The sequence below is a fragment of the Rhodococcus sp. PvR044 genome (assembly GCF_040548995.1).
GTDB classification, from domain to species: domain Bacteria; phylum Actinomycetota; class Actinomycetes; order Mycobacteriales; family Mycobacteriaceae; genus Rhodococcus_G; species Rhodococcus_G oryzae.
Window position 1 is genome coordinate 51938 of record NZ_JBEPSX010000008.1, and the last position, 16658, is coordinate 68595.

Consider the following 16658-nt stretch of genomic DNA (forward strand, 5'->3'; position numbering starts at 1 on the left):
GACTACCGTTTTCCGAGTTTGCCGACTGCGGGGCGCAGCGGGACGTCGAGCGCGTCGTAGATTCCGGGTTCCGCCGCCACCAGCCAGTCGATGGCGCTCACCAACCGCCCGACCGCGGTGGCGTTTCCGCCCGCGGACCGGCTGCCGTCCTCGTCGGTGCACTCGACCGACACCTCGATGCGCGGGCGGCCCTCGATGATCACCCGGTGGGCGCCGTCGCCGTCCGGCGGCATCGGCCAGTCGGTGGCGCACGTCGGGTGGATCCGGGTGACGTGTTCGATGACGATCCGGGGCTCACCGTCGACGATGCCCTGCACCTCGAACCGCACCGCGCCCTGGGTGCCCGCCTCGAACTCGCCCATCGTCTTGGTGGTGACGGTCGCGTCGAGCGCGCGCCGGTCGAGGGTCTCGCGGATCTCGTCGAGCTCGACGCCAAGCGCCCGCGCCATCATCCGGATCTGCCCGCCCCACACCATGGTCGGGATCGTCGGCGCGATCATCGGCGGCAGGTAGTCCATCGGCTGACCCATGCCCACCAGGTAGCGCACCGAATCGGGCTGGTCGTAGGTGGAGTAGTCGAAGATCTCCTGGCAACGGATCACGTCGACGGTGCTGCCCAGTCCGCTGAGCAGCAGCGGCAGCACATCGTTGCCCCAGCCGGGGTCGACGCCCGAGGCGAACAGCGAGCCGCCGCCCTCCGCGATGGCGGCCAGCACCGGGTCCCGCAGTTCGGGCGGTGCGTTGGTCGGGTCGTAGAGCGGGTACAGCGCCGGACTGACGACGACCGCGCCCGCGCGGATCGCCCGGCAGATGTCCGCGAGCGCGTCGTCGGGCCGGATGTCGCCGGAGGCCGCGTACACCACCGCGCCCGGGCTGGCGGCCAGCACCGCCTCGATGTCGTCGGTCGCCGCGACCCCCAGCTCGGAGCCGAGCCCGGACAGATCCCCCGCGTCGCGGCCGACCTTGTCCGGGTTGTTCACGATCACGTTCGCGAGCTTGAGCGCCGGGTGCGCATCGACGGCCCTGATGGCCGCCCGGCCGACATTTCCGGTACCCCACACCACCGTTGAGATCATGGCCGGGACGCTACCCAACTGGAACACGTTCTCGTGGGCGTTCGGCCGACTCAGGCTGGGGCGTCCGCCAACACCGGTGCGCGCGCCGGGCACAGCGGGACGTCGAGCGCGTCGTAGAGGCCAGGGGCCTGGCCGGCGAGCCAGTCGATGGCGCCGACCAGCCGACCCACCGACATCGCCTCGTCGCCGCCTGCGGGGGCGGCGCTCACCGCGATCATCGCGATCTGCGCGTCGCCCTCGACGATCACCCGATGCGCGGCGGACTGCCCGTTCGGCGGGCTCGGCCAGTCCGGCGCGCAGGTCGGGTCGATACGGTTGACGTGCTCGATCACGATGCGCGGCTCCCCGCCGACGATGCCCTGCACCTGCAAGCGCAGCGCGCCCTGCCCACCGGCGTCGAACTTGCCCATCGCGTCGGTCTCGATCGAGGCCTCGAGCGGCCGCCGTTCGAGGGTCTCGCGGATCTCGTCGAGTTCGACACCGAGCGCCCGGGCCATCAACCTCACCTGACCGCCCCACACCATCGTCGGCATCCTGGGCGCGATCATCGGCGCCAGGTAGTCCAGCGGCTCGCCCATGCCCGTGAGGAAGCGCACCGAGTCGGGTTGGTCGAACCCGGAATAGTCCACGATCTCCTGGCAGTGGATCCGGTCGACACCCGCGCCGAGCCCGCCGAGCAGCAGCGGCACCATCTCGTTCGTCCAGTCGGCGTCCACACAGGTCACAAAGAGCGAGCCGGTGCCCTCCGCGATCGCGGCGCGGATCTCCTCGCGCAGCTCGTGCCGATCGTCGCGATGGTCGTACAGCGGGTAGATCGACGGGGTCACCACGATCGCGCCGACCCGGAGCGCCGCGCAGATGTCGGCGACCACCTCGGCCGAGCGGATGTCACCGGAGGCCGCGTACACCACCGCACGCGGGCCGGTCGCCAGGACGGCCGCGACGTCGTCGGTCGATTGCAGCCCGAGCACCCGGCCGAGGCCGCCCAGGTCGCCCGCGTCCCGCCCGGACCTGCCGGGGTCGTGCACGAGCACGGCCGCCAGTTCCAGACCAGGGTGCGCGTCGACCGCGCGAATCGCCGCGCGCCCGAAGTTCCCTGTCCCCCACACGATCGTCGAGATCATGGCCGGACGGTAGCAAAAAGGCGGACCGGATGACCGGTCCGCCCTTTGTGCGGGATTCGCCTCGAGCTCTGCTCAGGCGGTGAGGACCGCGTCCAGCGCCGAGTAGAACATGCCGAGGCCGTCGTCGCTGGGTCCGGTCAGCGACTCGGTCGCGTGCTCGGGATGCGGCATCAGGCCGACGACCCGGCCGTTCGCCGAGGCGATACCCGCGATCGCGCGCTGCGAGCCGTTCGGGTTGTCGCCCGAGTAGCGGAACACCACGCGGCCCTCGCCCTCGAGCTCGTCGAGGACCTTCTCCGAGGCCTGGTACCGGCCCTCTCCCGACTTGAGCGGGATGAGGATCTCGGCGCCCGACTCGTACCTCGAGGACCACGCGGTCGAGGTGGACTCCACCTTCAGCCACTGGTCCCGGCAGATGAAGTGCAGGCCCTCGTTGCGGGTCAGGGCGCCAGGGAGCAGCCCCGCCTCGCACAGCACCTGGAAGCCGTTGCAGATGCCGAGCACCGGCATGCCGCCTGCCGCGGCCTTGATGACCTCTTCCATCACCGGCGCGAACCGGGCGATGGCGCCACAGCGCAGGTAGTCGCCGTAGGAGAAGCCGCCGGGCACGATGACCCCGTCGACGCCCTTGAGATCGGCATCGCCGTGCCAGAGGCTGACTGCCTCGCCGCCTGCCAGGTTCACCGCGCGGGCAGCGTCGACGTCGTCGAGGGTGCCGGGGAAAGTGATGACTCCGATGCGGGCGCCCGAGCCACTCCGCGTCGCTTCGCTCATGTTCACTGGACTCGGGTGACCTTCCAGTCCTCGATCACCGTGTTGCACAGCAGCGACTCGGCGATCTTCTCCAGCTCGGCGTCGTCGACACTGTCGTCGACCTCGAGCTCGAAACGCTTGCCCTGGCGAACATCCGAAACTCCGGTGAACCCGAGTCGGGGCAGGGCGCCGACAACTGCCTGCCCTTGGGGATCGAGAATCTCGGCCTTGGGCATGACATCGACAACGACACGGGCCACGTGCTGCTCCTCGCTAGGTGCTCCGGTGCGCCCGGGAATGATCCGCCGGGCAACAGGCAGTTTACCGGCGCATACTCGAACCCATGCGACTGACCCACTTCGGCCACTCCTGCGTGCTCGCCGAGATCGACGGGGCAACCGTCCTGTTCGATCCCGGCAACTTCTCGCACGGCTTCGAGGGCATCACCGGCCTGGACGCCATCCTCATCACCCACCAGCATCCCGACCACGCCGACCCGGCGCGGCTGCCCGCCCTGGTCGAGGCGAACCCGGGCGCGGCGCTGTACGCGGATCCGCAGACGGCTGCGCAGCTCGGCGGCCGGTGGACGGCTGTGCACGCGGGCGACACGTTCGCCATCCGCGACGTCCAGGTCACCGGGGTCGGCGGGCGGCACGCGGTGATCCACCCGGAGATCCCGGTGATCGACAACACCGGCTACCTCCTCGGCGATCCGGCCGCGCCCGCGCGGCTGCTGCACCCGGGCGATTCCCTGTTCGTGCCCGAGCAGCCGATCGATGTGCTGGCCATCCCGGCCGTCGCGCCGTGGATGAAGATCTCGGAGACCGTCGACTACCTGCGGGCCGTCGCGCCGCGGGTCGCGGTGCCGATCCACCAGGGCATCATCAACGACCCCGCGACCGGCATCTACTACGGCCGGCTCCGCGAGATGGGGCCGGCCGGAACCGAGTTCCTGGTGCTCCCGGCCGAGTCCGTCACCGAGGTGAGCTGACCGCTGCGGCGGCAATGGGGTGGACGAGCGCCCGCGCGGCGAGGTGACTACGGTCACAGTCATCAGTCGCCGTCACACAGGAGCCACCCATGCTGAGCACGATGCAAGACGCCCCGCTGTCGATCGCCCAACTGCTACGGCACGGGAGCACGGTGCACGGTGCGGCGGAGGTGGTGACGTGGACCGAGTCGGGGCCCCGCCGGACCTCCTACGCCGAGGTGGGCAGGCGGTGCGCGGCGCTGGCGCACGCCCTGCGCGGCCTCGGTGTCACCGGGGACCAGCGGGTGGCGACGTTCATGTGGAACAACTCCGAGCACCTCGAGGCGTACCTGGCGGTGCCGTCGATGGGCGCGGTCCTGCACACGCTGAACATCCGACTGTTCCCGGAGCAGCTGGTGCACGTGGCCAACCACGCCGAAGACCACGTGATCATCGTCGACCCGTCCCTCATCCCGCTGCTGGCGCCGCAGCTGCCACAGCTGACCACCGTCAAGCACGTGATCGTCACCGGCTCCTCCACCGCCGGGCTCGAGGCCCCCGAGGGGGTGCAGGTCCACACCTATGAGGGCCTGATCGAGGGCCAGCCGGGCGAGTTCGACTGGCCTGAGGTCGACGAGCGCAGCGCCGCGGCGATGTGTTACACCTCCGGCACCACCGGTGACCCGAAAGGTGTTGTCTACTCGCACCGTTCGATCTACCTGCATTCGATGCAGGTGTGCATGTCCGACGGCCCGAACCTCGCCCAGGGCGACCGCGCGCTGGCGGTGGTACCGCAGTTCCACGCCATGTCCTGGGGCCTGCCGTACGCCGCGTTCATGATCGGCGCCTCGCTGATCATGCCGGACCGGTTCCTGCAGCCCGCCCCGCTCGCCGAGCTGATCGCGGCCGAGAAGCCCACCCTCGCCGCCGCGGTGCCCACCATCTGGCAGGGCCTGCACCTGCACCTCGAGCACCACCCGCAGGACATCTCCTCGATGCGGGAGGTGCTGATCGGCGGATCCGCGGTCCCGCCCGCCCTGATGCACACCTTCGAGGACGAGCACAGCGTCTCGGTGCTGCACGCCTGGGGCATGACCGAGACCTCCCCGCTGGGATCGGTTGCCCGTCCGCCCGCGGGCACCACCGGCGACGAGATGTGGAAGTACCGCTACACCCAGGGCCGGTTCCCCGCCTCCGTGCAGGCCCGACTCATCGGCGACGACGGCACCGTCCTCCCCTGCGACGGCACCTCCGTCGGCGAGCTCGAGGTCCGCGGGCCCTGGATCACCGCGTCCTACTACGGGGTCGACGCGGCGGACAAGTTCGACGACGGCTGGCTCAAGACCGGCGACGTCGGATCGATCACGCCCGACGGCTACCTCAGCCTCTCGGACCGCTCGAAGGACATCATCAAGTCCGGCGGCGAGTGGATCTCCTCGGTCGACCTGGAGAACGCCGTGATGGGACACCCGTCCGTCGCCGAGGCCGCCGTCATCGGCGTGCCCGACGAGAAGTGGGACGAACGCCCCCTGGTTGCGGTGGTGCTGCGCGAGGGCACCACGACGACCGTCGAGGAGCTGCAGCAGTTCCTCGACGGCAAGGTCGCCAAGTGGCAGGTGCCGGAGAACTGGACGCTGATCGACGCGGTCCCGAAGACCAGCGTCGGCAAGTTCGACAAGAAGCGCCTGCGCGCCGACTATCACGAGGGTGGGCTGAAGGTCACCCGACTCTGATCGTGCGAACGGGGCGCGACCCATCGGGTCGCGCCCCGTTCGCCGATTCAGACTGCTTGGCTGACGCCGGCCCGGCCGTTCTCGATGTGTCCGACGAGCGTGCGCCTGAAGTCCGGGTCCTCGTCGACGGTCACGGTCGCCTGATACCAGCCGTCCACCGACTGCACCCTCATCGATTCCCTGCCGCCTGCCGCGAGTCGACGGCGCTGGCCGTCGATCACGACGGTCAGCCCACGCTCCCCAGGGTTCTTCACCGTCAGGTCGAGCGCTCCCGCCGCCGCGTCGACCCTGGTTGACAGTTCGAGCGCGGCCGCCGCGCCATCGGTCGAGCCGGCGAACTCCCTCCTGAAACCGTTGGGGCCCAACAGGGTCAGGCTGTAGCGCGGACCGGGGAGGGCGACGGTGTCCTCGATCTCGCCGCGGACGTCGTAGTGCCGCGGCGCGCCGAACTCGCCCGCATAGGGGTACAGGGCCAGGTGCGCCGAGGCGGCACCGGAGTTCACCAGGTGCACCGTCACCGAACGAGCCCCGGGGTCCGCGGTCGCGTAGGCGTCGGGCTGGTACGGCAGCGCCCGGGCGGGCCGGGTACCGCCCTCCTGCACCGGCATTCGCTGCAGGGCCGGCGGCGTCGGCGTCCACCGCGGCTCCAGCGGCGGGGTGGGCCGCGGCTGCGCGACGTTCGGCCGACTGCGCGGATTGGTGAAGTCGAAGGCCGAGGTCAGGTCGCCGCTCACCGTGCGCCGCCACGGGTCGATCTCCGGTTGGGTGATCCCGAACCGCTTCTCCAGGAACTGGTTCACCGACGTGTGGTCGAACACCTGCGAACACACGAACCCGCCCACGGTCCAGGGCGAGATGATCGTCATCGGCACCCGCGGTCCGAGACCGAGCGGCTGACCGGCCACCCACTCCGAGTCGACCGAGAGCGGCGGACGCGGCGGCGGCACGTGGTCGAAGTAACCGTCGTTCTCGTCGAAGTTGACGATCACGGCCGTCTTCGCCCACAGATCCGGGTCGGAGGCGATGGCGTCGAGCACCTGGTACAGCAGCGTCGCGCTCGCCGCAGGCGACGATCCGGACGGGTGCTCCGAATCCACCTCGGGCGGAACCAGGTAGCTGACCTGCGGCAGCTTGCCCGACTCGACGTCCTTGCGGAACTCGGCGGCGAGCGTGCCCGGCCGCGACCGGTACAGCCCGCGGTCGTAGAGCTGACGGTCGGCGGGGGAAAGCCCGTTCACCGCAACCTCGAGCGCCCCCAGCGCCACGTCCTGGGCGGCGGGTGGCAACTCGGGCAGCGCGAGATAGAAGCCGGCCAGCGTCTGCAGCTCGTACGGGACCAGGCCGGGGTTCCCCAGCAGGTGGGACCCCACCTTCTTGAAGGTGGCGAAGTACTCGAGGTTGTTGTCGCCGAAGTTGTCCCACTCCTGGTACGTCTTCCAGGAGATGCCTGCGGCCTGAAGCCGCTCCGGGACGGTGGTCCACCCGTACCCGGCATGCCAGGGGTCGTAGGCGGCGTTGGTGACGGCGCGCCCCTCGGGACCCGGCTCCGACGACCCGGCCGGCCCCGCCGACCCGGTCAACCCGGCCGCCCCGGCCGGGAGCAGGCCTGCGGGTTCGAATCCGGTGTACCCGGACACCCAGTAGTTGCGGTTGGGGCTGGTCGACGTCGGCACCGAGCAGTGGTAGGCGTCGCAGATCGTGAACGCGTCCGCGAGCTCGTAGTGGAACGGGATGTCCTGGCGGTCGTAGTAGGCCATCGTCGTGCCCGTCTTCGCCGCGATCCAGCCGTCGTGCCAGCCGTCGGCGAGGGCCTGGTGTCCGCCCTCCCAGCTGTGGTCGAGCCCGGTGACGTTCTGGGTGTCCATCCGCTGGGCGGCGGCGGAGTCCCTGATCGGGAACGGCAGCACCGGACCGTTCGGGCCCGGCTGCTCGAATACGGAGGCCCCGGTCCGCAACCGCAACGAGTTGGGGTCACCGAATCCGCGTACCCCGCGCAGCATTCCGTAGTAGTGATCGAACGACCGGTTCTCCTGCATGATCAGGACGACGTGCTCGACCGACTCGAGTCCTCCCGGGCGGACCGGCGTAGCCAGCGCACGCTGCAGCGACGGCGGCAGCATCGAGGTGGCGGCGACAGCTGCGGCCGCGCCGGCACCGGCAGTGAGAAACCTCCGCCGGGAGAGAGAATTCCGGGTCACGCGACCTCCACTGTCCGATCGATCCGTACGTCAAACGAATCGGACTGTAGACCAAACGTCCAGTTGACGTGGCAGGTCTCGAGATAATGTCGACTCAGGCCACCCGCGATCCGGAACCCTTGGCCTGCCAGCGATATCCGGTCGGCTGCGCGCCGTGGTGCAGCGACAGGTCGACGGCGTCGAGGAGGGCCTGCCGCGGCCCGGACCGCCCGAGTTGCTTGGCGGAGATCGCGAGGCGCACCACCCCGCCGCGACGGGCGGTGCGGCCCGCGCCCAGCACCAGCGCCCGGCACCACCATGGCTCCGCCCGGAAACCCTCGCCGACACCGAGAACCCGGGCCCGCACCACCGTGCCGCGCTCGAGATCGTGGATGCCCGCGGCCCCGGCGAGCAGCCGGAACCCGGTGCGGGGCAGCGCGGCCACCGCGCCGGGCGAGGCCAGCCAGCGGGGCGCGGCGAACGCGCGCGTGCGCAGCCCGGTCTCCTCCATCACCCGGTCCGCGGCCAGCAGCCGCAGCGCGGCCTCGTGCTCGGGCAGGGCCGCGAACTCGGCGCGGCGCTTCTTGGTGGCGGCCTGGTCGTATCCGTGCAGCACGATGGCGTCGCCGCCCGCCTGCCGCCGCCGCAGCCAGTCCTGGGTGCCCTCGTCGCGGACCAGCCGGTACTTGTCCTTCAGGCGCGGGGCGACGAGCAGCGAGAGCTGAACCCCGCGCCCGTCCATCTCCCTGGCGAAGTCGGCGGCGAGGTCCCTGGTCTCGGCCCGGATCCCCGAGAGCGACACGATCAGCTGTCCGGCCATGCGCCCAGGGTCGCACCCGAAGATGTACGGCCGCTGACGCCGACGTGAGCATTCGGCGAGAAGCAGCGCCCTCGGCCGGACCTACGGGCGGGTGCGCGACCCGTTGCGGTCCCGCCACCACTGCGGCGCATCGACGAAGTGGTTGTCGTACTCCTCCTGGGCGGGCGCGAGCTCCTCCACCGACGCCTCCCCCGCCTGGATCCTCGCGAGCAGCCGGAAGTACTCGAACCGCTGCACCCCGGGGGTCAGCACGATCAGCACCCGGGCCGCGGAGTCCGGCGTCGCACCGAACGCATGTGGCATGAGCTTGGGCACCACGAGGGAGCCACCCGCCGCCACGGTCACGATCTCGTCGCCTGCCATGACGCGCAGCTCGCCGTCGAGGACATAGAACAGCTCCGACGACCTGGTGTGGAAATGTGGCGCGGCGCCGTCCGCCCCGACCCCGAGGTGGACCTCGAGCGAGCTGAGCGCACCCGCCGTGTCCGAGGCGTCGTACAGCAGATGCATCGAGGCCCTGTCGTTCCCCACCACCTCGGCCCGGTCCGCCCGTGCCGAGGCCGCCCACTCCTCGCCGGTCATGCGACCAGCAGCCCTGCAGCGGCGATCATCGCGACCGCGGTGGCCCCATGGATTCCGAACGCGGCCTTGCGCGGACCACCGTTGGTCAACACGATCCACATGTCGCCGAGGGGAACGAAGGCGAGCAGCAGCATCAGGAGCGCAAGCTGGTCGCGCGCGGCGAAGGTGAAGACGATCACCAGCAGGCCCGAGGCGATGTCGCGGATGCCCTTGACCTGCCACCAGCCGCGGGCATCCGGCGCCGGGCTGGTGGGCAGACCGAAGCCGGCCGCGTTCTTCGCGTTCTTCCCCATATAGGCCACACCGATGGCGATGATCCCGAGCGCACCGATCCAGCTGATGACGAGTCCGATCCAGTTCAACATGGCCAAGCCTTTCGTTTGTAGTATTTCTACCAACGTTAACTTACCGATGAACGCTTGTCTATCAGTGATAGAGTTTTGGCATGGGAGTTCGAGAACGCAAGGAGAGGGAGCGGCAGGATCGCGCGCACAGGATCGTCGAATGCGCTCGGACCATCGCCGAGAAGGAGGACTGGCCCGCCGTGACCACGCGGCGCCTGGCCGATGAGATCGAGTACAGCCCTCCGGTGCTGTACGGGCACTTCCCGGAGGGCAGGGACGGCATCGTCAGCGCGGTCGCGCTGGTCGGATTCGCGGATTTCACCACGGCCATGCGGCGGGCACTGGAGGGCGCCGACGAGGCGGGACGGCTGACGGCGTTCATCCGCGCCTACCTGGACTTCGCGGCGGACAATCCCGCGACCTACGAGGCCATGTTCTCGATGCGGCTGGGGGTGCGGTTCGCACACGAATCGACCCCGCCGGAACTACGGGCGGGGTTCGAGACGCTGGTGTCGGCGATCGGAGGCGGTTCGACCGGCGACGCCGGGACCAGGGCCGAGGTCTTCTGGAGCGCGCTGCACGGAATGTGCGTGCTCACGCGCGGGCAGCGGCTCGCGCCGGACAACGAGGCCGCGCGCGTCGAGCGGCTCGCCGCACTGTTCGGGTGAACGCGAGAAGGCGGTCACGCACCAGGTGCATGACCGCCTTCGTCGGCTGCGTCGCTACTTCGGCAGCACGGCCTCGATGGCCGCGACGACCTCGGGCGCATCCGGCACGGTCGTCGGGCGGAAGCGGTTCGCCACGGTGCCGTCGGGCGCGAGCAGGAACTTCTCGAAGTTCCACTGCACGTCGCCTGCCGCGCCCTCGGCGTCGGCGGCCTTGGTGACCTCGGCGTACAGCGGGTGCCTGCCCTCGCCGTTGACCTCGATCTTCTCCAGCAGCGGGAACGAGACGCCGTAGGTCGTCGAGCAGAAGGTCTCGATCTCCTCGGCGGTGCCGGGCTCCTGCCCCATGAACTGGTTGCAGGGCACGCCGACCACGGTGAGGCCGCGGTCCGCGTAGTCCTTGGCCAGCTGCTCGAGCGCCGTGTACTGCGGCGTGAGCCCGCACTTGGAGGCGACATTGACCAACAGGATCGCGTTTCCGTCGTAGGCACCGAGCGAGGTCGGGGACCCGCCGAGGGTGTTGATCTCGATGTTCAGGGGGTTCGTCATGAGGCCAACGGTACGGGAACTCGTGCGGCGCCGACCTTCTCGCTGCCATCGTGCGGGACGGCGATCGGACCGTCCTCGGGCAGGTGGTCGTCCACCATTGTCGTCTCGTCGAACGGCAGCTTCCCGTCCAGCACGGTCCGCACCCTCGACGCGTCGATGGTGCGCGTCCAGGTCCCGATCAGCAGGGTCGCCACCGCATTGCCGGAGAAGTTGGTGACCGCGCGGGCCTCGGACATGAACCGGTCGATGCCGACGATCAGCCCGACGCCGTCCAGCAGTTCCGGTCGATGGCTCTGCAGCCCACCGGCGAGGGTCGCCAGGCCTGCTCCGCTGACGCCCGCCGCGCCCTTCGAGGCGATGATCATGAACACCAGCAGGGAGAGCTGTTCGGGGAGCGCGAGCGGCTGCCCCATCGCGTCGGCGATGAAGATCGAGGCCATCGTCAGGTAGATGGCGGTGCCGTCGAGGTTGAAGGAGTACCCGGTCGGCACCACGATGCCGACGGTGGTGCGCTGCACCCCGACGTGCTCCATCTTGGCGATCAGCCGCGGCAGCGCCGACTCGGAGGAGGAGGTCGCGAAGATCAGCAGGTATTCCCGGGCCAGGTAGCGGACCAGCTTGAAGATCGAGAACCCGGACACCGCCCGCAGCATCAGGCCGAGCACACCGAAGACGAAGATCGCGCAGGTGATGTAGAAGCCGACCATCAGCGTGCCCAGCTGCACGACGGCGCCGAGACCGGTCTGGCCGACCACATTCGCGATGGCCCCGAAGGCGCCGATGGGCGCCAGCCACAGGATCATCGCCAGGATCCGGAACACCAGTTTCTGGACGTAGCCGATCCCGCGCAGGATCGGTTCGCCCTGCTTGCCCATGGACTGCAGCCCGAACCCGACGAGCAGCGCCACGAACAGCGTCTGCAGCACGCTGCCGACCGTGAGGGAGGACAGCAGCGACGTCGGGATGATCCCGGCGATGAAGTCCATGGTGCCGCCCGCGCCGTGCGCCTTCTCGGCGAGGTCCGCGCCGGCCGAGGAGGTCGCGGCGCTCAGGTGCAGCCCGCTGCCGGGGTCGAGCAGGTTGCCGACGAGCAGCCCGATACCGAGCGCGACCGTGGACATCCCGAGGAAGTAGGCCAGTGCCAGCCCACCGACCTTGCCGACGCTGGCCGCCGCCTTCACCGAGCCGATGCCCAGCACGATCGTGCAGAAGATGACCGGGCTGATCATCATCTTGATCAGGCTGATGAACAGGGTGCCGAGCACCCCGAGGGACTTGCCCAATTCCGGTGCGAGCCAGCCGACGAGCACACCGGCGACGACGGCGACGATCACTCCCAGGTACAGCCAATGGGTCCGGTCACGCTTGCCCGCGGTCGGCGGTGGTGGCGTATCGTCCCGCTTCGAATCGATGGTCATGACTGGTCCTCTTGACTGCCTCTCAAGGAAGTGAGCTGCATCACTTCGCCTCATGAAGAATGGTGTAGCGCGCCGCGACGGCAGTCACGGTTGCGTGCATTTCGTTCACGAGAGGACGGACGAATGATCAGGTCCCGACGGCGCGCGAGCCTCGCCGGCCAGGTATTGGTGCTGCAACTGCTGGTGCTGGCCGTGGTCGTGCTGACCGGCAGCGTGGTGACGATTCTCGACGAGCGGCGCGACGCCGACGCGGCCACCGAGCGCGAGGTGACGGCGGTCGCCGAATCGATCGCCTGGACCGATTCGACGGCGGCGGGCCTGCTCTCCCCCGACCCCAGCGCGGCGCTGCAGCCACAGACCGAGCGGATCCGACTGGCCACAGGCATCGACTTCATCGTCGTGATGGCGCCGGACCGAACCCGGTACACCCACACCAATCCCGCAATGATCGGGCAGGAGTACAGCGGCCACATCGACCGCGCGCTGGCAGGCGAGACCTTCACCGAGACCTACACCGGATCGCTCGGCCCGTCGATACGCGCGGTCACGCCGGTGTACGCCGACGGCCACATCGTCGGCCTCGTGGCGGCGGGTGTCACCAGGGAGAAGATCATCGACCAGTTCCTGCACGGACTGCCGCTGCTGCTCGGGGTGACGGCCGTCGCGCTCGTCGTGGCGGCCCTCGGCTCGGTCCTGCTCAGCAGGCGACTGCGCCGCCAGACGCTCGGCCTCGCCCCGGCCGAGCTGCGCACCCTCTACGAACACCACGACGCGGTGCTGCACTCGATCGGCGAGGGGCTGCTCGTCTTCGACGCGGGTTCGGACGTCGCCGAGGTGGTCAACGACGAGGCGCGACGCCTGCTGACGCTGCCCGACGGCCCGGTCACCCGCGCGCAGCTGCCGGAGTCGCTGCGAATCATGGGGCCGGGCCCGGTGAAGGACGAGGTCCACCTGACCGGGGACCGCGTGCTCGTGGTGAACCAGGATCCGGTGTCCTTCGAGGGCCGGGTGATCGGCACGGTGACCACCCTGCGCGACCACACCGAATTGCAGAGCATCACCGGGGAACTCGATTCCGTGCGACTGTTCACCGAGTCGCTCCGCTCCCAGGCGCACGAGTCGGCGAACCGGCTGCACACCGTCGTCACCATGGTCGAGCTCGGCCGCACCGAGGAGGCCGTCGCGTTCGCCACGGCCGAGCTCGCGCTGTCGCAGCAGCTCATCGACCGGTTGACCACGGCCATCGCGGAGCCGGCCCTTGCGGCCCTGCTGTTGGGCAAGGTGAACCAGGCCGCCGAGCGGGGTGTGGACCTCACGGTCACCGATGACACCGCGCTGCCTGCCACCGGTCCCCTCACCGCCCGCGAATTGGTCACGCTCGTGGGCAATCTCGTCGACAACGCCATCGACGCGGCGGGCGCGAGCGCCGAGGACGAACGGCCATGGGTTGAGGTCACGATGCGCTCCGACGGCCCCGAGCTCAGCATCCGGGTCGCGGACAGCGGACCAGGGATGTCACCCGAGGCACTGGAGCGGGCCACCGCGCGGGGATACTCGACCAAGTCCGATCAACGCGGGCTCGGCCTTGCGCTGGTGATGCAGGTGATCACCAGGCACGGCGGCACCATCAACGCCGAGATGACCTACGGTTCGGTGGTCCTCGTCCGCATCCCCCTCGGAGACACCGAATGATCCGCGTACTGGTCGTCGAGGACGAGCCCCTCATCGCGGAGGCGCACCGCACCTACGTCGGCCGGGTACCCGGGTTCACCGTGCACTCGGTGGTGCACACCGGCAGCGCGGCGATCCGGGCGGTCGCCGCGGCGAACGCCACCGACGAGCCGATCGACCTGATCCTGCTCGACCTCGGGCTGCCCGACGGCAGCGGCCTCGACGTCGCCGCCGCGCTCGGCGGGGTGCGGCCCACCCCCGACATCATCGCGATCACCTCGGCCCGCGACCTGTCGATGGTCCGCGCGGCCGTGGCGCAGGGCGTCGTGCTGTACCTGCTCAAACCGTTCACCTTCGCCGCCTTCCGGGACAAGCTCGAGCGGTACCTCGAGTTCCGCCGGGCGCTGCCGACCGGCGAGAAGGCGGTCAGCCAGCGAGACGTGGACCGCGCGATGGCCGTCCTGCGAAGCACCGACGAGCGCTCCTCCGCACCGAAAGGTGTTGCGCCGCAGACCCTGCAGGAGATCTCCTCGGCCGTACGAGCCTCGGAGTCCGGCCTGAACGCATCGCAGGCGGCGGAGGCCGCAGGGGTCTCCCGGGTCACCGCCTGGCGGTATCTCGAGCGGATGGCCGAGGACGGACTGGTGGACCGGCACACGGAGTACGGGCGCGCGGGCAGGCCGCAGGTGCGCTATGTCTGGCGGTGACGCCTCACCGCGGCGCGGCGGTCACCCGTGTGGCGCCAGCGTAGGGACTCATCCGCAGCATGGCCCGCCGCGCGAAAGGCCTGGCGAGCGGCATCAGGTGCCGCCGCCACCCGAGGGTGGCGGCGATGTCCGAGACGATGTCGTCGAAGACGCGACGCTGGTAGCCCAGCAGTCGCTGACTGGCCGCCGTGTCCACCCAGTCGGTGGCATAGACCTTGCCGCTGAACGCGTCGTCCGGCAGCATGTCCAGGCCCATCGCGCCCAGCATCTCGGTCAGGAACTGACGATAGGTGATCTGACAGCCCGCGCCGCCGCCGAGGAACAACACCCGGCCCCACACCGCCGGGGTCTCGAGGGCGTTCGCGACCGCGACCGCGGCGTCGGCGGGGTGCAGCACCTCGATCCGGTTCTCCAGGCCGATCTCGAACATGATCGGGTCCGGCTTGCGGAGCCCCAGGATCGGGACATCCGCGAAGCGCGGGATGAACCAGTCCAGGCCGGACCCCCGCACCATGTCCTCGCCCTCGATCTTGTGCGCCGTGTACGCATCGGTGGCGACCCTCGGGTCGTCCACCCGCCGCGGCGGGTCCCGGTCCAGCGTATGACCGTGCACGTCGAAGGTGGAGGCGAACAACAGCTTCGGCGGACGCGGCTGCGCCAAGCAGGCATCGATGACATTACGGGTGCCGTCCACGTTGATCTGCCTGGCCTGCTCCGGATCGAGCTCGCTCCCGGGTGGGATCATCGCCGCCAGGTGCAGCACCACCTCGACGCCCTCGACGGCCGCCGCGACGACCTCGGCGTCCCGGATGTCGCCCCACACCGTGTCCACCCCCGCGAACCCGCGCGCCCGGCGCCGGTCCTCGGGGGTGTCGAGGGCAAGACATCGCACCCGGTGACCGCGGCCCAGCAACTCGGCGAGCACGTGCGAGCCGATATTGCCGAACGCGCCGGTCAGCAGGAGGTTCATGATCGGATGGTGCCCCTGCCTGCGATCAGCGGCAAGTCGAGCGCCGAGAGCAGGCCGGGCTTGGCGTCACCAAGGAACGGGATCGCATTGATGGCGCGCATCCCGGTTGCCAGGCACCCACCGGTGATCGGGTTGTCATCCTGTTCGCCTCGGAACACGGTCTCCTGGGTGATGTTCGGGCTGCCCTTGATGATCACCCGGTACACGTCGTTGTCCACCGAGGTGGCCCGCGGCCAGTGCGTCGCCGCGTCGTTGGTGATCCGGTTGACGTGCTCGATGACGATCTTCGCCTCGTCGCCCACCCAGCCGCGGATCTCGAATCGCACCGCGGCGCACTGGCCGGGTTCGATGACGCCGAACTTGTACTCGATCGGCTCGGTGGCCGCCCACTTCTCGTAGACCGTGTCGATCCGGTCCAGCTTCACCCCCACCGCATCGGCGATCATCGGGATGGTGTGGCCCCACGCGAAGATCAGCACCTCCGGGATCTCGAGCACAGCGGCCTGCTCGATCGGCGCGCCGATGCCCATGGTGGGGCCGTAGTCGCCCTCGTAGGTGGCGTAATCCAGCAGTTCCTGCACCCGCACGCTGTCGACCCGGCCGCAGACACCCATCAGTGTCATCGGGAAGAGGTCGTTGGCGAACCCGGGGTCGATTCCCGTGGTGAAACAGGACTTTCCGCTCTCCTGGCAGGCCTGCTCGAGCGCGACCTTCATCTCCGGCGGGCACGGCTCGGGGTAGACCAGCGGCGTCATCGAGGTGGACACCACGTGCTTGCCGGAGCGCAGCGCGGCGGTCATGTTGTCGATGTTCTGCACCGCGTACTCCGCGGTCGGACCGTAGTAGGCCACCGCGTCGGCCTCCACTGCGAGGGCGGCCTCGAAATCTGTTGTGGCGGCGAGCCCCACCGGGTCGACACCGATCAGGGTGCCGACATCGACGCCGTCCTTGGCGGGGTCGTGCACGATGACGCCGACCAGCTCGAAGGCCGGGTGATCGATCAGCTCACGGATGACCAGCTTGCCGACGACGCCGGTGCCCCAGACGATGACCTTGTGCTTCATGCCTTGCTGCCTCTCAAATATCGATGTGCATCAAC

General features: G+C 69.7%; 17 protein-coding genes. 5 read left to right on the plus strand and 12 right to left on the minus strand.

Annotated features, from left to right (window positions below; all coding sequences use genetic code 11):
- Positions 1 to 2 precede the first annotated feature (2 nt).
- The 4 genes from ABIC28_RS18645 to purS all read right to left on the minus strand — a co-directional run bounded on the left by ABIC28_RS18645 (position 3) and on the right by purS (position 3213).
- On the minus strand, positions 3 to 1076 hold the full coding sequence (locus tag ABIC28_RS18645; protein WP_097212001.1) for an NAD(P)H-dependent amine dehydrogenase family protein: 1074 nt from the start codon (positions 1074 to 1076) through the stop codon (positions 3 to 5).
- A 50-nt stretch (positions 1077 to 1126) separates the two neighbouring features.
- Entirely contained in the window at positions 1127 to 2200 is a 1074-nt protein-coding gene (locus ABIC28_RS18650; RefSeq protein WP_354580237.1) for a dihydrodipicolinate reductase, read from the minus strand.
- Positions 2201 to 2272: 72 nt separating this feature from the next.
- The gene (purQ, locus tag ABIC28_RS18655; RefSeq protein WP_097211945.1) at positions 2273 to 2974 is read right to left on the minus strand and encodes a phosphoribosylformylglycinamidine synthase subunit PurQ; all 702 of its coding nucleotides are present in this window, start codon (positions 2972 to 2974) and stop codon (positions 2273 to 2275) included.
- A gap of 2 nt (positions 2975 to 2976) precedes the next feature.
- The gene (purS, locus tag ABIC28_RS18660) at positions 2977 to 3213 is read right to left on the minus strand and encodes a phosphoribosylformylglycinamidine synthase subunit PurS (protein WP_027503415.1); all 237 of its coding nucleotides are present in this window, start codon (positions 3211 to 3213) and stop codon (positions 2977 to 2979) included.
- 83 nt (positions 3214 to 3296) lie between these two features.
- On the opposite strand from purS, the gene ABIC28_RS18665 reads away from it, so the two are divergent.
- Entirely contained in the window at positions 3297 to 3944 is a 648-nt protein-coding gene (locus ABIC28_RS18665) for an MBL fold metallo-hydrolase (protein ID WP_097211944.1), read from the plus strand.
- A gap of 89 nt (positions 3945 to 4033) precedes the next feature.
- Entirely contained in the window at positions 4034 to 5656 is a 1623-nt protein-coding gene (locus tag ABIC28_RS18670; RefSeq protein WP_097211943.1) for a long-chain fatty acid--CoA ligase, read from the plus strand.
- Between the two features lie 47 nt (positions 5657 to 5703).
- Here the strand turns inward: ABIC28_RS18670 and ABIC28_RS18675 are convergent, their stop codons facing one another.
- From ABIC28_RS18675 to ABIC28_RS18690, 4 genes are all read right to left on the minus strand, one after another.
- On the minus strand, positions 5704 to 7854 hold the full coding sequence (locus ABIC28_RS18675; protein ID WP_097211942.1) for a phosphocholine-specific phospholipase C: 2151 nt from the start codon (positions 7852 to 7854) through the stop codon (positions 5704 to 5706).
- Positions 7855 to 7948: 94 nt separating this feature from the next.
- The gene (locus ABIC28_RS18680) at positions 7949 to 8653 is read right to left on the minus strand and encodes a DUF2334 domain-containing protein (protein ID WP_097211941.1); all 705 of its coding nucleotides are present in this window, start codon (positions 8651 to 8653) and stop codon (positions 7949 to 7951) included.
- A gap of 81 nt (positions 8654 to 8734) precedes the next feature.
- The gene (locus tag ABIC28_RS18685; RefSeq protein ID WP_097211940.1) at positions 8735 to 9235 is read right to left on the minus strand and encodes a cupin domain-containing protein; all 501 of its coding nucleotides are present in this window, start codon (positions 9233 to 9235) and stop codon (positions 8735 to 8737) included.
- Positions 9232 to 9600 carry a DUF4267 domain-containing protein gene (locus ABIC28_RS18690; RefSeq protein WP_097211939.1) on the minus strand — a complete coding sequence of 123 codons (369 nt, stop codon included), beginning with the start codon at positions 9598 to 9600 and terminating at the stop codon, positions 9232 to 9234. The genes ABIC28_RS18685 and ABIC28_RS18690 overlap by 4 nt, the downstream gene beginning before the upstream one ends.
- 80 nt (positions 9601 to 9680) lie before the next feature.
- Between ABIC28_RS18690 and ABIC28_RS18695 the strand changes: the two genes are divergently transcribed.
- The gene (locus tag ABIC28_RS18695; RefSeq protein ID WP_354580242.1) at positions 9681 to 10247 is read left to right on the plus strand and encodes a TetR/AcrR family transcriptional regulator; all 567 of its coding nucleotides are present in this window, start codon (positions 9681 to 9683) and stop codon (positions 10245 to 10247) included.
- Between the two features lie 54 nt (positions 10248 to 10301).
- Here the strand turns inward: ABIC28_RS18695 and ABIC28_RS18700 are convergent, their stop codons facing one another.
- Both ABIC28_RS18700 and ABIC28_RS18705 read right to left on the minus strand, forming a co-directional pair.
- Complete coding sequence (locus tag ABIC28_RS18700) at positions 10302 to 10793, minus strand: glutathione peroxidase (RefSeq protein WP_027503422.1); 492 nt, start codon at positions 10791 to 10793, stop codon at positions 10302 to 10304.
- Positions 10790 to 12211 (minus strand): cation:dicarboxylate symporter family transporter, encoded by a 1422-nt coding sequence (locus ABIC28_RS18705; RefSeq protein ID WP_097211937.1) that lies wholly within the window; start codon positions 12209 to 12211, stop codon positions 10790 to 10792. Before ABIC28_RS18705 ends, ABIC28_RS18700 begins: the two co-directional genes overlap by 4 nt.
- Positions 12212 to 12334: 123 nt before the next feature.
- Between ABIC28_RS18705 and ABIC28_RS18710 the strand changes: the two genes are divergently transcribed.
- Positions 12335 to 13903, plus strand: a complete 1569-nt coding sequence (locus tag ABIC28_RS18710; protein WP_097211936.1) for a sensor histidine kinase — start codon at positions 12335 to 12337, stop codon at positions 13901 to 13903.
- The gene (locus tag ABIC28_RS18715; RefSeq protein WP_097211935.1) at positions 13900 to 14589 is read left to right on the plus strand and encodes a response regulator; all 690 of its coding nucleotides are present in this window, start codon (positions 13900 to 13902) and stop codon (positions 14587 to 14589) included. Before ABIC28_RS18710 ends, ABIC28_RS18715 begins: the two co-directional genes overlap by 4 nt.
- 4 nt (positions 14590 to 14593) lie before the next feature.
- Here ABIC28_RS18715 and ABIC28_RS18720 read toward each other — a convergent pair whose 3' ends face one another.
- Both ABIC28_RS18720 and ABIC28_RS18725 read right to left on the minus strand, forming a co-directional pair.
- Positions 14594 to 15559, minus strand: a complete 966-nt coding sequence (locus tag ABIC28_RS18720; RefSeq protein ID WP_354580245.1) for an NAD-dependent epimerase/dehydratase family protein — start codon at positions 15557 to 15559, stop codon at positions 14594 to 14596.
- Positions 15556 to 16623, minus strand: coding sequence for an NAD(P)H-dependent amine dehydrogenase family protein (locus ABIC28_RS18725; RefSeq protein WP_097211933.1), 1068 nt, complete (start codon positions 16621 to 16623; stop codon positions 15556 to 15558). Before ABIC28_RS18725 ends, ABIC28_RS18720 begins: the two co-directional genes overlap by 4 nt.
- Positions 16624 to 16658 lie beyond the last annotated feature (35 nt).